The 13,934-nt window shown below is 68.9% G+C and carries 14 protein-coding genes; 9 read left to right on the top strand and 5 right to left on the bottom strand.

The features are described from left to right. Positions 1 to 260: 260 nt before the first annotated feature. From RGD00_RS01440 to RGD00_RS01430, 3 genes are read right to left on the bottom strand one after another with little or no spacing between them, the layout of a single operon-like run. Positions 261 to 2,621 (bottom strand): xanthine dehydrogenase family protein molybdopterin-binding subunit, encoded by a 2,361-nt coding sequence (locus RGD00_RS01440; protein WP_310455347.1) that lies wholly within the window; start codon positions 2,619 to 2,621, stop codon positions 261 to 263. Then, positions 2,618 to 3,097: a (2Fe-2S)-binding protein gene (locus RGD00_RS01435; RefSeq protein WP_310455346.1), complete on the bottom strand. Its 480-nt coding sequence runs from the start codon at positions 3,095 to 3,097 to the stop codon at positions 2,618 to 2,620. The genes RGD00_RS01440 and RGD00_RS01435 overlap by 4 nt, the downstream gene beginning before the upstream one ends. Continuing rightward, positions 3,094 to 3,942, bottom strand: coding sequence for an FAD binding domain-containing protein (locus RGD00_RS01430; RefSeq protein ID WP_310455344.1), 849 nt, complete (start codon positions 3,940 to 3,942; stop codon positions 3,094 to 3,096). The genes RGD00_RS01435 and RGD00_RS01430 overlap by 4 nt, the downstream gene beginning before the upstream one ends. Positions 3,943 to 4,112: 170 nt before the next feature. On the opposite strand from RGD00_RS01430, the gene RGD00_RS01425 reads away from it, so the two are divergent. Next, the gene (locus RGD00_RS01425) at positions 4,113 to 4,508 is read left to right on the top strand and encodes a (R)-mandelonitrile lyase (RefSeq protein WP_310455341.1); all 396 of its coding nucleotides are present in this window, start codon (positions 4,113 to 4,115) and stop codon (positions 4,506 to 4,508) included. A gap of 455 nt (positions 4,509 to 4,963) precedes the next feature. Here the strand turns inward: RGD00_RS01425 and RGD00_RS01420 are convergent, their stop codons facing one another. Continuing rightward, positions 4,964 to 5,758, bottom strand: a complete 795-nt coding sequence (locus tag RGD00_RS01420; protein ID WP_310455340.1) for a 3-ketoacyl-ACP reductase — start codon at positions 5,756 to 5,758, stop codon at positions 4,964 to 4,966. Between the two features lie 207 nt (positions 5,759 to 5,965). After that, entirely contained in the window at positions 5,966 to 6,997 is a 1,032-nt protein-coding gene (locus RGD00_RS01415) for a TRAP transporter substrate-binding protein (RefSeq protein ID WP_310455338.1), read from the bottom strand. Between the two features lie 171 nt (positions 6,998 to 7,168). On the opposite strand from RGD00_RS01415, the gene RGD00_RS01410 reads away from it, so the two are divergent. The 8 genes from RGD00_RS01410 (at position 7,169) to RGD00_RS01375 (ending at position 13,882) form a co-directional block, all read left to right on the top strand. Next, on the top strand, positions 7,169 to 8,389 hold the full coding sequence (locus RGD00_RS01410) for a cytochrome P450 (RefSeq protein ID WP_310455337.1): 1,221 nt from the start codon (positions 7,169 to 7,171) through the stop codon (positions 8,387 to 8,389). Between the two features lie 10 nt (positions 8,390 to 8,399). After that, positions 8,400 to 9,098, top strand: coding sequence for an EthD domain-containing protein (locus RGD00_RS01405; RefSeq protein WP_310455336.1), 699 nt, complete (start codon positions 8,400 to 8,402; stop codon positions 9,096 to 9,098). Between the two features lie 3 nt (positions 9,099 to 9,101). Then, the gene (locus RGD00_RS01400; protein ID WP_310455334.1) at positions 9,102 to 9,302 is read left to right on the top strand and encodes a DUF1289 domain-containing protein; all 201 of its coding nucleotides are present in this window, start codon (positions 9,102 to 9,104) and stop codon (positions 9,300 to 9,302) included. 161 nt (positions 9,303 to 9,463) lie between these two features. Next, on the top strand, positions 9,464 to 10,357 hold the full coding sequence (locus RGD00_RS01395) for a branched-chain amino acid ABC transporter permease (RefSeq protein ID WP_310455333.1): 894 nt from the start codon (positions 9,464 to 9,466) through the stop codon (positions 10,355 to 10,357). Beyond that, positions 10,354 to 11,226: a branched-chain amino acid ABC transporter permease gene (locus RGD00_RS01390; RefSeq protein WP_310455332.1), complete on the top strand. Its 873-nt coding sequence runs from the start codon at positions 10,354 to 10,356 to the stop codon at positions 11,224 to 11,226. The genes RGD00_RS01395 and RGD00_RS01390 overlap by 4 nt, the downstream gene beginning before the upstream one ends. Further along, positions 11,223 to 11,978: an ABC transporter ATP-binding protein gene (locus RGD00_RS01385; protein ID WP_310455331.1), complete on the top strand. Its 756-nt coding sequence runs from the start codon at positions 11,223 to 11,225 to the stop codon at positions 11,976 to 11,978. Before RGD00_RS01390 ends, RGD00_RS01385 begins: the two co-directional genes overlap by 4 nt. A gap of 1 nt (position 11,979) precedes the next feature. Beyond that, positions 11,980 to 12,699: an ABC transporter ATP-binding protein gene (locus tag RGD00_RS01380; RefSeq protein WP_310455330.1), complete on the top strand. Its 720-nt coding sequence runs from the start codon at positions 11,980 to 11,982 to the stop codon at positions 12,697 to 12,699. Between the two features lie 55 nt (positions 12,700 to 12,754). Continuing rightward, positions 12,755 to 13,882: an ABC transporter substrate-binding protein gene (locus RGD00_RS01375; RefSeq protein ID WP_310455329.1), complete on the top strand. Its 1,128-nt coding sequence runs from the start codon at positions 12,755 to 12,757 to the stop codon at positions 13,880 to 13,882. Positions 13,883 to 13,934 lie beyond the last annotated feature (52 nt).

Below are 13,934 nucleotides of genomic sequence, written 5' to 3'. Positions count from 1 at the left end.
GGCGGCGCCCTGTGGCGGGGTGGGCGCGCCCCGTGGCCTGCTGGTTCTCGAACCAATGACGTACCAGCCGGTGCCCCCGCGGGATGTCTAGAGACAGAAAATGAACGCGGATACGCTCTTGCCCGGACGTCCTTCACTTTCTGTCCCCAAGGCTCCAGACCGGCAATCCTTGCAGGATATGGTCTGTTGATGAACAAGAAGAACGGGTTATCGCGCGGGGTCCGGGGGCGCGAAGCCCTTGGCGCTACGCTCGACACCGCTCAGCGCAGCAGGTTGTCGGCCCACCGGCGGGGGATGTGCGGGTGGTCGGGCGCGCTGTCGCGGCCGTCGATCAGGGCCAGAACGCGCGGCGGCGTGAGCGGCAGTTGCCCGACCGGCCGGCCGATGGCGTCGGCCACCGCGCAGCCCACCGCCGCGCCCACGTTGAGGATCGGCACCTCGCCAGCCCCCTTGGTGCCGAGGGGGCCGATGGAGGGCGCGCCCTCGAACAGGTCCACCTCGACCGGCAGCACGTCCTGGGCCAGCGGCATCAGATAGCTTTCGAACCCCGCCTGTTCCATCGCCCCGGTGCCGGGGTGCACGGTCATTTCCTCGAACAGCGCATAGCCGAGGCCCTGCACCACGCCGCCCTGGATCTGGCTGCGCACCGCCCGGGGGTTGAGCGCGCGGCCCACGTCCTGCACCACGCGATAGGCGAGGATCTCGACATGGCCGGTATCGGGGTCCACCGCCAGTTCGCAGTCGTGCACGGCGAAGACGGGGATGTCGATCGCCTCGATGAAATGGCCGGCGGCGCAGCCGGGCATGGCGGATACGCCGGGGTTGGTGAAGGCGCCGCTGCCCGATACCGGGCCCATGACCGCCTCTGCCCGTTCCACCACCTTCGCGATGGTGGTGCCCGATCCCGGGCGGCCCGCGATTTCCACCCGCCCGGCCGTCAGCACCAGCCGTTCCGCCGGGGTCTGCAGCATTTCCGCCGCCACCGGCAGCAGTTTGCGCCGCAGGTCGGCGCAGGCGGCCTCGGCGGCGGCGCCGATGGAGACGGTGGTGCGCCCGCCGCCCACGCCCAGATCGCGGCCCGCGGCATCGGTGTCGGCGGTCTTGACGATCACCTCCGACGGGTGCAGCCCGAGGTTCGCCGCCACGATCTGCGGCAGCGCCTGCATCATCGTGCCTTGGCCGATTTCCACCCCCGCCGTCACCAGCGTGGCCGATCCGTCGGCGTTCAGGTTCACCGTGGCCGAGGACGGGCCGACGAAGATGAACCATGTGCCCACCGTGGTCGCCCGGCCGTAAAGCCGCCCGCCCGCCTGCGCGCGCCGGTCGCCGCTTTCCACCCGCAGCGCCTCCATCCGGTCGAGCATGGGGCGCAGCACCTCGCCCTGAAACCGCTGGCCGGCCGCGCCGATGTCGCCGTCGCCGAGCACGTTCTTCAGCCGGAACGCCGCGCGGTCCATGCCGATGGCGGCGCAGATCTCGTCCGTGTGCCGTTCCAGCGCGAAGGTGTTGTAGACGCCGTTGCAGGCGCGGAAGGCGCCGTTGGGGGGCGTGTGGGTATAGACCGCGCGGCTGACCATGCGCATCGCCCCGGCGCGGTAGTTGCCCCCCAGAGTATGGGCGGTCATCGTGGTCAGGAACACCTGTTCGCCGCCATAGGCGCCGCAATCCATCAGCACCACCGCCTCGCGCGCGGCGATGGTGCCATCGGGCGCGATGGCCGAACGGATGCGGATATCGGCGTTCTCGCGGCAGAGGCAGGTCAGCATCTCCTCGTCCCGCGCGTTCACCAGCGACACCGTGCGCCCCGACTTGCGGGCGAGGATCGCGGCCACGGGTTCGATGGTGCAGTCGAACTTGAGCCCGAAGCCCCCGCCCACCGCCGGCACCGTTACCCGCACCTGCGACGGCGGAAGCCCGAGCACCCTGGCGGTGACGTTGCGCACCGTCCAGGGCACCTGGGTCGAGGTGCGGATATGGTGGCGGCCGTCCTCGAAACTGGCGACCGCGGCGCGGGGTTCGAACGGCATCTGGTTCTGGCGGCCGACACGGAAACAGCTTTCGACCACCGTCACGTCCGCCCGGGCGAAGGCGGCATCAACCGCGCCGCGTTCGAACCGCGCCTCCCATGCGATGTTGCCGCCGCGGATCGCGCCTTCGGTGATGACCTCGTAGTCGCGCCAGCCGGGATGGACCAGGGGCGCGCCGTCGGCCAGCGCCGCGGCCATGGTGACGGCGGCGGGCAGGGGTTCGGTCTCGATCACCACCGCGGCGGCGGCGGCGCGGGCCTGTTCCAGCGTTTCGGCGGCGATGGCGGCGACGGGTTCGCCCGGATAGCGGATCGTGTCGATGGCGAACAGCGGGTGGTCCGCGATCCCGATCCCGTGCAGGCCGGGCGCGTCGGCGGCGGTGGCGATGGCCTGCACCCCGGGCATGGCCGCCGCCGCCGCGGTGTCGATGCGCAGGATCCGCGCCGGGGCCGCGGCGGCGCGCACCATCACCGCATGCAGCACCCCCGGCCCGCCCATGTCCACGGTATAGCGGGTGCGGCCCGTCACCTTGTCCTGCGCGTCGCGGCGCGGATAATCCATCACGGCGCGGGCGGGGTCGAAGGGCGTGTTCATCGGGCGGCCTCGGTAGGGGGATCGGCGGGGGCAAGGGACAGGACGGCATCCACGATGCGTTCGTATCCGGTGCAGCGGCACATGTTGCCGGTCAGCGCGGCCTTGACCTCTGCCCGCGTGGGTGCGGTGTTGCGGTGCAGCAGGGCGGTCAGCGTCACCACCATGCCGGAAAAGCACATGCCGCATTGCACCACGTCATGGTCCAGAAAGGCGCGCTGCACCGGGTTGAGGTCGCCTTGCGGGGCAAGGCCCTCGACCGTGGTGATTTCCGCCCCCGCCAGCAGGCCCACGGGACGCAGGCAGGCGGGCACGGGCTGGCCGTCCACCAGCACGGTGCAGGTGCCGCAAAAGCCCTCGCGGCAGACGGCCTTGGCGCCGGTCAGGCGCAGATCCTCGCGCAGCAGGTCGATCAGCGGGGTGCGCGGGTCGCCCGCGAACCGGCGGGGCTGGCCGTTGACGGTCAGGTCGATGGTCATGCGGTGTCCTCTGCGATGGCCTCGGCGGCGCGGCGGACCAGCGTGGGCAGGATGCGCAGCCGGTACCAGCCCGGCGCGTCCAGTGCATCGCGGGCGGTGATCCCGGCGGTGTCCTGCGCGAGGTCCGCCAGCGCGGCGAGGGGTTCGCCCTTCGCCCGGGTTTCCAGCGCATGCCAGCGGCGGGGGGCCTGTTCCACCGCGCCGATGGCGGCCAGCAGCCGCTCGATCCGCCGCTCGGGGGTGAGCGTGGCCGACAGGCTGACGATCGCCGCCGGATAGTCGCCCGCCTTGCGCATCGGCAGCCGGGCATGCGCGCTGCGCCACGGGCCGCGGGGGATGGTGACTTCGGTCAGCAGCCACGGCCCGGGCGCGCCGCGGCGGGTCAGGAAATCCTCCATGGGCAGGCTTTCGCGCCCCTGCGGCGTGGCGATTTCCACCGTGGCGTCGAGCGCCAGCAGCGCCGGGGCCAGATCGGCGGCGGCAAAGCCCGTGGCGCAAAGATTGCCGCCAAGCGTCGCGATCCGCCGCACGCCGGGGTTCGCCGCCCCCGCCGCCGCCTGCGCCAGCGCGCGCAGGTCGGGCGCGGCGGGCAAGGCGTGGGCCAGCCGGTCGTGCGTGACCAGCGCGCCGAGGCGGACCCGGTCCCCGGTGATGTCGCAGCGGTGCAGATCCTCGATCCCCGCCAGCGCGACCCATGTCGGCGCCTGCGGTTCGTGCCGCAGCGGCGCGCGCATGACCCAGCTTGCCCCGGCCACCGCTTGCGCCCCGGGCAGGGCAAGGGCGGCCAGCGCGTCGGCGACGCTGCGGGGCAGGACCATCGGCGGGCTCTGGGCGGCGGCGGGCATCGGGGCTGTCCTTCGGGGATGGCGTGCGGTCAGGCTAGGGCCGGTGCGGGGCGGCTTCCTGTCGATCCGCGCCCAAAACCTTGTCGGAAAGCGCACCTGTCCCCCCGCGGGGAACTGGACGGGAGCCGCGCGCGCTGCTGCACTGGGCGGGGCAACGACAGGAGGCAGAGATGAAGATCACCCGCGCCGGTACGACACCTTCGGCAAAGGGGGCGGCGGATTCGTTCACCGGCACGGTGCGCGTGGATGCGCTGTTCACGGCGGAACCCCCGGGGCGCGCGATCGGCGCCACCGTGACCTTCGAGCCGGGCGCGCGCACCACCTGGCACACCCATCCGGCCGGTCAGGCGCTGATCGTCATCGCCGGGCGGGGCCGGGCGCAGCACGAGGGCGGCCCGGTCGAGGACATCCGCCCCGGCGATGTGGTCTGGATCCCGGCGGGCGAGCGCCACTGGCACGGCGCGGCCCCCGACGTGGCGATGACCCATATCGCCATCCAGGAATCCGTGGACGGCAGCCCCGTGACCTGGATGGAACCCGTCACCGACGCCCAGTACAACGGCTGAAGGGCGGGGCGGGCGAGGATTGACCGCCTGTATCGTGGCCCCCCCCGTTGCTGTGGCGGCGGGGGAACGGGTTGCCCTTCCTCACCGTCAGGTCGGATCGACACTCGGCCCCGCCGCCCGGCTGGCGAAGGCGCGTGCCTTCGCCATGGGACAAGGTTGGAGTTGCCCCGGCCGGGGGCCCCAAGCCCCCGGTGAGCCGCCCGCCCCGCCCATGGCAGGCGCTGGCCTACCCGGATTTCCCGGTATCTCCGCCCCCGACGACACCGCTGTGCAAACGGGCGGGGGAAACGCAGTGCGTTTCCTGATCCCGCCCGGCCAGACCATGGATGTGGATGTCGACCGATCCCGGGGCGGCTGCGTATCCCCGCCGGTTCGCGTGCCGATGCCTTCAAACGAACCGCAATCGGGCGCGGTCGGGCCGGCGTCCGTTTCCCGTATCCGCAGACGATCCGCGCTCAGGGGATGAAGGCGTGCAGGTGCAACCCGCCGTCGATATTCACCCCGTCGCCGGTGCAGAACGGGATCGCCCCCGTCGCCAGCGCCGCCACCGCGCGGCCGATGCCCTCGGGCTCGCCCCACCGTTTCATCGGGATCGCGTCGGATTCCGCGAACAGGCGGTCGTACTTGTCCTTGATCTGGCCCGACATGTCCGACCGCGTGACGCCGGGACGGACTTCCAGCACATAGATGTCGTGCGCCGCCAGCCGGTGGGCCAGCATCTTGGTCATCGTGTTGACGCCGCTTTTCGACAGGCAATAGGCCGCCAGCTGCGGCTGCACGAGGTTGATCGAGGTCGAGCAGATCGACACGATGCTGCGCCGCGTCGGATCGGTGCTGCGGTCCTCGGCCAGCATGCGGCGGGCGACGGCGGTGGACAGAAAGAAGGTCCCGCGCAGGTTCACGCCCATCACGCGGTCGTAGTCCTCGGGTGTCGCCTCGAGGATGTCGCCGCGCACGGCGACCTGCACGCCGGCGTTGTTGACGAGGCAATCGAGGGTGCCGAAGGCGGCGAAGGCGGCCTCGACCAGCCCGGCATGGGCGGCGGTATCGGCGATGTCGGCGCGCACGAAGGCCGTGCGGCGCCCGCGGTCGCGGATGCCGGCAAGCGTGGCCTCGGCGCCCTCGTCCTCGACCAGATCGTTGATCACGAGGTCATAGCCGGCCTCGGCCAGCGCGAAGGCGATGGCGCGGCCAAGGCCGCGGCGGGCGCCGGTGACGAGGGCGACGGGGGTGCGGGGGGCTGCGGGCATGGGACGCTCCGTTTGGATGGATGGCGCGATGGTGCCGGGGCCCGGGGGCTGGCGCTGTCCCCCTGCGGGGGGCCTTGGGGTACGTCGGCATGAGCAGGGGCCTTCCCCGATGTTCCCGCATGGGGCCGGGCAAGGGGGCGGGGCAAGCCCCGGCCAATGAAAAACGGGGGCCGCGGGGCCCCCGTTCCGGTTGCGGTGATCGGGCGATCACTCGGCCTTGGCGGTCTCGGACTTGTAGAGTTCCAGGATCTCGGCGGCGTTTTCCAGGCCGGCGGCCTTGGCGCGCTCGATCCAGGCCTGTTCCACCGGCTTGACGAACTCGCGCAGCGCGGCGAGCTGGTCGTCGGTGGCCTTGCCCATGTAGTAGCCGGCCGCCTTCATCGTCTCCAGCGCCTTCTCGTCGTTCAGGTCGTAGTGATGGCCGACCTTCTTGGCCAGCACCGCGCCCGAAATCTCCTGGATCGCCTTGCGGTCGGCCTCGGAGATGGAATCCCACTTCTCTTGGTTGATGCCGATGATGATCACGGCGTTCGCCAGGCCGCCCGGGATGTGGAACACGCCGTTCAGCAGGTCGAGCTGGTTGAAGCCCGGGATGGTGTTGAGGTTGGTGATCTGCCCGTCGATGGTGCCCGCGGCCAGCATCTCATAGGCTTCGGCGGCGGATTTCAGCACCGGAACGGCGCCGATCGCCTCCATCACCGCGGTCAGCGTGGTGCCCGAGGACCGCAGCTTGGCGCCCTTGAGGCCGTCGACCGACTCGATGTTGCGGTTCTTGGTCACGATCTGAAGCGGCGTGATCGTCGGCAGCGACAGCGGATAGACGCCCTTGAACGGCTCGTATTTTTCCAGATGCTCGCGATAGATGGTGTCGAACACCGGGGCCAGCACTTCGGCCTTGGGGTGGATCAGGGGCAGTTCGCCGAATTCGGTGATCGGGAAGCGGCCGGGGTTGTAGCCCGCCACCATCCACGACATGTCGGCCAGCCCGTCGCGCACCACGTCGAACTGGTTCGCGGCGGTGCCGACGACCTTGGGCGCCACCTCGACCTTGACGCGGCCTTCGGTCACTTTCTCGATGTCCTGGATCCAGGGCATCAGCACGTCTTCCCACAGCCAGAAGCCCGGGGGCAGCCAGTTGGAATAGCGGATGGTCACGGTTTCCGCGGCGGCGGGCATGGCCGCGCTGAGCGCCAGCCCGACAGCGGTGGCGAGCCCCGCCAGCTTCATTCGGATCGTCATGGTTTCCTCCAGGGTCGGTAATCTTTACGATTGCGACACCCTGCCGCAGACGAATGCCGCCCGTCTGTCCCCAAGGAGGGGACCATTCGCCCCCCGGGTCCCGAAAGGGGGGGACATTCCTGCCCGCAGGGGCGGCATAGATTGCGCCAGACGCCAACAGAGGATCCGCCCATGAGCGCGCTTGCCAAACACCCCGATCTGCCAGAGCCGCCGGTTTCCGACCTCGATCCCTATTCGATGGAAACGCTGGAAAACCCGCATCCGTTCTACGCCGCATTGCGCGACGCGGGGCCGGTGGTGTTCCTGCCCAAATACGGCGTCTATGCCACGGGCCGGTATGACGAGGTGCGCCAGGTCACGACCGACTGGGAACGCTTCACGTCGGAATCGGGCGTCGGCATCACCGATGCGCGCGATCCCAAGTTCCGCGGCCGCCCGCCGAGCGCACTGGTCGAGGTCGATCCGCCCGCACACACCAAGACCCGCCGTGTCGCCAACCGCCTGATGTCGCCGGTCATCATCCGGTCCTGGCGGTGGGTGTTCGAAGAGAAGGCCAAGGAAACCGTCGACCGGGTGATCCAGATGGGCACCTTCGACGGCATGCGCGACCTGATCGAGCCCATCGTCTTCGGCGGCTTCCCCAAGGCGATCGGCATCCGGTTCGACGAGGCCGCGATCCGCGCCATCGGCTACATGTCCTTCAACCAGACCGGGCCCGAGAACGACCTCTACTTCAAGGGCCTGAAGGCGGGCGAGCCGTTCATGGAATGGTTCCTCGCCGCCTGCCAGAGCGACGCGACCGACCCCGGTTCCATCGCCGCGGGCTTTTTCGAGGCAGAGGCGGCGGGCGAACTGGACCCCGGCATCGCGTCGAACATCGTCCGTTCGCTGGTGCGCGGCGGCATGGACACGACGATGAGCGGCATGGGCAGCACGCTCTATCACCTCGCCGCCAATCCGGACCAGTACGAACTGCTCAAGCAGAACCCCCACCGCACCCGCCATGTGTTCGACGAGGGCCTGCGGATGGAGGCGCCGAACCATGTCGTCTACCGCTGCACCGTCAGCGGCGGGGCCGAACTGTCGGGCTACTGGCTGCGGGGCGACACCAAGGTGGGCACCTTCCACACCGCCGCGAACCACGACCCGCGGTTCTGGAAGGACCCCGGGAAGTTCGACATCTTCCGCGAGACGGCGAACATCCACGCCTCGCTCGGCGCCGGGCAGCACAACTGCATCGGCCAGAACGTCGCCCGGCTGGAGGCCGAGTGCATGATGGCCGAACTGATGAAGCGCGACGTGCGGCTCGAACTGGCCGGAGAGCCGAAATACCTGATCCACAACCAGCTGCGCATCATGGAAAGCATTCCGCTGCGCGTGGTGCCGGCCTGAGGGGGTGGCGATGACGATCCGCAAATATACCTTCCTGCGCCGCCGCGCGGGGCTTTCGCCCGAGGGCTTCCGCGACGCCTGGCGCGGCCGGTATGTCGGCGGCGCCGCCGCCGATCTTGCCCCCGTCGCCAGCGCCTTCGTGCACAACGAGGTGCTGCCGCAGGTGCCCGACCTGATGCCCGAACCGATCTGGGACGGGGTGGAAGAAACCGTGATGAAGGCGGATGCCGTGTCGCTCGAGGCGATCCGGGACAACCCGCTGCATCGGTTCGGGCCCGGGCTGGCCGATTTCGTCGATCCCGACCAGATCGTGCAGTTCTTCGCCGAGGACAAGGTGGTGATCGACGGCCCCGCGCGCGGGATCTGCATCCTGAGCCTGCCGCGCCGCCGCCCGGGTCTGAGCCCGGCGGAGTTTTCCAGGCACTACCGCAACGTGCATGGCGAACTGGTGACGCAGGTCGGCGCCTTCACCACCAACTGCAACCGCTATGTGCAGCACCACATCCTGCCGCATACGGTGAAGGCGACGGGGGGATTTCTGCCCTACGAGGGGATTTCGGAATTCTGGTTCGATTCGCTCGACCATGCCAAGGCTGCCTGGGGCGCGCCGGAATACATGGAAAAGCTGCGCGCCGACGAAAAGAACTTCGTCGGCAGCCCGCCCTCGCACCGGGTGCTGGTGGTGCCTGCGCCGGTCGCCCTGGGCTGACCGGTGAGCCGGGTCGAGACCCCTTGCATCAAGGTCTGCCGCCAGGACAAGGCGGCAGGCATCTGCGAGGGCTGCGGCCGGACCGTGCACGAGGTGATCCTGTGGACCACCATGACCGAGGAGGCGCGCCAGGAGGTGCTGCGCGCGCTTCCCGGCAGGCTGGCCGGGCTGGCGGCGGCGCGGGCGCAGGACGAACGGGGCTGACATCGGACCTGCCGGGCTGTCCCCGCCACAAGGGACTGGCCGGCGGGATGTTCTGTTCTAGACAGATAGTTCATCTGCGGGCCTAATCCGCAGTATCAAAATGCTGGCCCGCGCAAGGGTCTTTGGGGGGAATATGGCAGACAGGAAAGGGGGCTGACGCGATGCTGATGCAGCAACTGCTCAACGGCATCGTGGTCGGAAGCGTCTATGGTGTCTTTGCGCTCGGTTTCACGCTGATCTTCGGTGTGAACCACATCATGAACATGGCGCATGGCGCGGTGTTCATGTGGGGCGCGTTTGCCGGGCTTTACGCGGTGACGATGCTGGATGTGGGCTTTCCCGGCGCGCTTCTGTTCGGGGCGGTCGGCGGGGGCCTGTTGTCGGTGCTGCTCGACTGGGTGGCGTTCCGGCCGCTGCGAAAACGCGGCGCGTCGGATTTCAGCGCCATCGTGTCGTCGATCGGCGCGAACCTGATCCTGCTGTCGCTGGCGCAGCAACTGACCCAGACGCGGGTGATGCGCTTTCCCTTCGACACCTTCCCGATCAAGGTCTACACGATCTTCGGCCTGCGCATCCAGTTGTTGCAACTGGTGATCGTGGGGCTGGTGATCCTCATGGTGCTGGGGCTCGTCTGGTATCTCTACCGGACCAGCTATGGCCGCCAGATCCGGGCGGTGGCGTTTTCCGAACAGACCTCGCGCCTGCTCGGGATCAACCCGGTCGCGATCAACTTCCAGGTGTTCTTCATCTCGGGCGCGCTGGCGGGGATCGCGGGGGTGCTGATCGGGCTGGTGTTCAACTCCGTCCATTTCATGATGGGGGAACCGCTGCTGCTGCGCGGCTTCGTCGTCATCATCCTCGGCGGGCTGGGATCCATTCCCGGGGCGCTGATCGCGGGCCTTCTGATCGGCATCGTGCAGACGATGACTGTGGCCTATATCTCGGCGGGCATGGCGGATGCCATCGTCTTTTCGCTGCTGTTCCTGGTGCTTCTGTTCCGGCCCAAGGGCCTTCTGGGCGGGGCCTCGGCCGCGGTGCGGGTGAACCGGCAATGACCTTCTTCAACGTCTATACACCGCTGTTCGAACTGGCGCTGTTCAACGCCCTTCTGGCCTTCAGCCAGTATATCGTGCTGCGCGCCGGGGTGTTTTCGCTCGGCACCGCCGCCTTCACCGCCATGGGCGCCTATTGCGCCGGGGTGATGGCCACGCAATACGGCCTGCCAAGCTGGATGGGCATCTGCGCCGGCACCCTTCTGGGGGCGGTGGCGGGGGTGATCCTGTCGGTGCCGCTGGCGCGGCTGCGCGGCGTCTTTCAGGCGCTGGCGACGCTGGCGCTGGTGCAGATCGTGCTGTCGATCACGCTCAACTGGGTCAGCGTCACCAACGGCGCGCTCGGCGTCAACAGCATCCCGCGCACGGTGCATCTGTCGCATATGCTGATCGCGGTGGCGGTCGTCACCTATCTGCTGTGGGCCATCGGCCGGTCGAGCATCGGGCGCGCCTTCGACATCATCCGCGAGGATGAAACCGTGGCCGTGTCTCTCGGCATCTCGGTGCCCAAGCATCACCGCATCGCCTTTACCCTGTCGGGCATGATCGCGGGGCTGGCGGGGGCGCTGCATGCGCATGCGAGCTATTCGATCACGCCCAACGAATACGGTTTCCACATGCTGGTGATGGTGCTGGCGATGGTGGTTCTGGGCGGGCGCGTGTCGGTCGCGGGGCCCATCGTCGGCGCGATCATCCTGACCTCGCTGCCCGAACTGCTGCGCGCCTTCGACAGCTACCGCACGGTGGTGCAGGGGGCGGTGCTGATGCTGTCGATCGTGTTCCTGCCGCGCGGCGTGGTGGACACGGCGCTGAGCTGGCTGCGGGCGCGGCGGCTCAAGGCCGGAACGGCGACCAAGGAGGCCCGGGCATGAAGGCGCTTCGGCTGGAAAACATTCAGCGCAGCTTCGGCGGGCTTCCGGCGGTGGATGGCGTCAGCCTGACCGCACCCCCGGGGCGGATCACCGGGCTGATCGGCCCGAACGGCGCGGGCAAGACCACGGTGGTGAACCTGATCACCGGGCTGCTCAAGGTCACGTCGGGCCGGATCATGGTGGGCGAGGACGACATGACCGAGGCGGAGGCCCCGGTTCTGGCGCGCGCGGGTGTCGCGCGCACCTTCCAGAACATCCGCCTGATCGGCGATGCGACGGTGCTGGAAAACGTCGTGTCCGGGTTCCACCGGCACGAAAAGGTGGGGATGGTCGCCAACCTGATCGGCCTGCCCGCCATGTTCCGCGAACGCCGCGAACTGGAAGAACGCGCCTATGTGCTGCTGGAACGCTTCGGCATGACGGATCTGGCGCGTCATCCGGCGGGCAGCCTGTCCTACGGCCACCAGCGGCGGATCGAGATGATGCGCGCGCTGGCCATGGATCCCAAGGTGCTGCTGCTGGACGAACCCGTCGCCGGCATGAACGACGCCGAAGCCTATTCGCTGGCCGACATCTTTCGCGGCGTGGCCGATCAGGGGGTGTCCATCCTGCTGATCGAGCACAACATGCGTTTCGTCATGTCGCTGTGCGAGCATCTCTATGTGCTCGCATCCGGGCGGCTCATTTCCGAGGGGGGGCCGGATCACGTGGCCAACGACCCCAAGGTCATCCAAGCCTATCTGGGAGGCTGAGATGCTGACGGTCGAAAATCTGGCGGTGTCCTACAAGGGCATCCAGGCGCTGCGCGGCGTCAGTCTCAAGGTCACGCAGGGCGAGATCTTCGCGCTGATCGGACCGAACGGGGCGGGGAAATCCACGCTGCTGAACGCGATCAGCGGCATCGTTTCCACCCAAAGCGGCACCGTGTCGCTGGAGGGCGAGACGCTGACCGGCAAATCCGCCCATGCCATCGCGCGGCGCGGCGTGATCCAGGTGCCCGAGGGGCGGCGCGTGATCGCCCCCCTGACGGTGCGCGAGAACCTCGAACTCGGCCGGCAGGCATCGGGCCGGCGGGGAACCTCGGACGAGGATCTGGACCGCGTGCACGACCTGTTCCCGATCCTGGCCGAACGCAAGAACCAGCTGGCGGGGCTTCTGTCGGGGGGGCAGCAACAGATGCTGGCCATCGGGCGGGCGCTGATGGGCCGGCCGCGGGTGCTGCTCTTGGACGAACCCAGCCTCGGCCTTGCCCCGGTCATCATCCGCGAGGTGTTCGATGCGCTGATCCGTCTGAACCGCGAGGGGATGACGATCTTCCTCATCGAACAGAACGCGCGGCTGGCGCTGGAAACCGCGCATGACGCGGCGATCATCGAGCAGGGGCGCATCGTGCATCGCGGTGCGGCCAAGGCGCTGGCGGACGATCCCGTCGTCGCGGACCACTATTTCGGGCGTGCGGCCGCGGCGCATTAGGCGGGCGGCCATCAAACCAATCCGCGGCCAGACCGCGGCAACTTCGGGAGGAAACATGAACATCCTGCGCAGAACCCTTCTTGCCGGTGCGGCGGCCCTGCTGGCCAGCACCGCCATCGCCTCGGCGGAAACCTACAAGATCGGCGTATTCAACGCGCTGACCGGCCCCTATGCCTTTGGCGGCGTGCCGATCCAGGACGCGATGCGCCAGGCGCTCGAGGAAGCGAACGCCAGCGGCGAGCTCGGCGACGTGAAGCTGGAAATCGTCGAGGCCGACAGCGCCTCGGACAAGGGCCAGACGATCACCCTGGTCAGCAAGTTCGCCCAGGCCGACAACGTGCTGATGATCCTCGGCCCGACCACCAGCCTCGAAGCCTCGGGCGGCGCGCCGGTGGCGAACGAGCTGAAGGTGCCGATGCTCGTCATCGGCTCGTCGACCGCGACGCTGGATGCGGGCCCGTGGTCCTTCAAGGTCCAGTCCGTGGGCGGCGACATCATGGGCAGCCTCGTGGACTACACCGTCGAGAAGCTGGGCGCAAAGAAGATCGCCATCGTCTTCGACCGCGCCAACGACGGCTTCGTCGGCCAGAAGGATGCCTTCAAGAAGGGCCTCGAGGCGGCGGGCGTGGAAATCGTGTCGGAAGACGGGATCCTGTCGTCGGACACCGACTTCCTCGCGCTCGGCACCAAGCTGGCCTCGTCGGACATCGACGCCTTCTTCGTCGCCGCGCCGACCGAGGTGGGCGGCAACTTCGTGCTTCAGGCGCGTCAGGCCGGCTTGCCGATGGACGTGACCTTCGTCGGCCCGTCGACCTTCGCCACCCAGTCGCTGATCGACACCGCCGGCGGCGCGGCCGAAGGCGCGATCATCCTGTCGGACTATTTCGTCGGCACCCCGGGCGAGCGGAACGAGAACTTCGTCAAGAACTACGAGGCCCGCTACGAGCGTGCGCCCGACAACTGGGCGGCGATGGGCTATGCGCTCGCCCAGATCGCGGTCGAGGCGATCAAGAAGGCCGGCCCCGAGCCGACCCGTGAAAAGGTGCGCGATGCGCTGGAAAACATCGGCGAAGTGCCCACCATCATCGGCAACGGCACCTGGTCGATGAAGGAAGGCCGCCACCCGATCTACGGCGCGGCGATCCTGACGGTGAAGGACGGCGCGTTCACGCTGGCGCCCTGATGCATCCAGCCGCCGCCGGGCCCCATGCCCGGCGGCGGTTGTCCCCCGCAAC

Source organism: Ruixingdingia sedimenti (assembly GCF_031432425.1).
Lineage (GTDB): Bacteria > Pseudomonadota > Alphaproteobacteria > Rhodobacterales > Rhodobacteraceae > Ruixingdingia > Ruixingdingia sedimenti.
The sequence above is the reverse complement of the archived record's forward strand: the minus strand, read 5'-3'. Positions and strand labels throughout refer to the sequence as shown.

Bases quoted from the DNA above. Each gene is read 5' to 3' on its own strand.
- RGD00_RS01440 (WP_310455347.1), bottom strand. From the start codon at position 2,621: ATGAACACGCCCTTCGACCCCGCCCGCGCCGTGATGGATTATCCGCGC.
- RGD00_RS01435 (WP_310455346.1), bottom strand. From the start codon at position 3,097: ATGACCATCGACCTGACCGTCAACGGCCAGCCCCGCCGGTTCGCGGGC.
- RGD00_RS01430 (WP_310455344.1), bottom strand. From the start codon at position 3,942: ATGCCCGCCGCCGCCCAGAGCCCGCCGATGGTCCTGCCCCGCAGCGTC.
- RGD00_RS01425 (WP_310455341.1), top strand. From the start codon at position 4,113: ATGAAGATCACCCGCGCCGGTACGACACCTTCGGCAAAGGGGGCGGCG.
- RGD00_RS01420 (WP_310455340.1), bottom strand. From the start codon at position 5,758: ATGCCCGCAGCCCCCCGCACCCCCGTCGCCCTCGTCACCGGCGCCCGC.
- RGD00_RS01415 (WP_310455338.1), bottom strand. From the start codon at position 6,997: ATGACGATCCGAATGAAGCTGGCGGGGCTCGCCACCGCTGTCGGGCTG.
- RGD00_RS01410 (WP_310455337.1), top strand. From the start codon at position 7,169: ATGAGCGCGCTTGCCAAACACCCCGATCTGCCAGAGCCGCCGGTTTCC.
- RGD00_RS01405 (WP_310455336.1), top strand. From the start codon at position 8,400: ATGACGATCCGCAAATATACCTTCCTGCGCCGCCGCGCGGGGCTTTCG.
- RGD00_RS01395 (WP_310455333.1), top strand. From the start codon at position 9,464: ATGCTGATGCAGCAACTGCTCAACGGCATCGTGGTCGGAAGCGTCTAT.
- RGD00_RS01390 (WP_310455332.1), top strand. From the start codon at position 10,354: ATGACCTTCTTCAACGTCTATACACCGCTGTTCGAACTGGCGCTGTTC.
- RGD00_RS01385 (WP_310455331.1), top strand. From the start codon at position 11,223: ATGAAGGCGCTTCGGCTGGAAAACATTCAGCGCAGCTTCGGCGGGCTT.
- RGD00_RS01380 (WP_310455330.1), top strand. From the start codon at position 11,980: ATGCTGACGGTCGAAAATCTGGCGGTGTCCTACAAGGGCATCCAGGCG.
- RGD00_RS01375 (WP_310455329.1), top strand. From the start codon at position 12,755: ATGAACATCCTGCGCAGAACCCTTCTTGCCGGTGCGGCGGCCCTGCTG.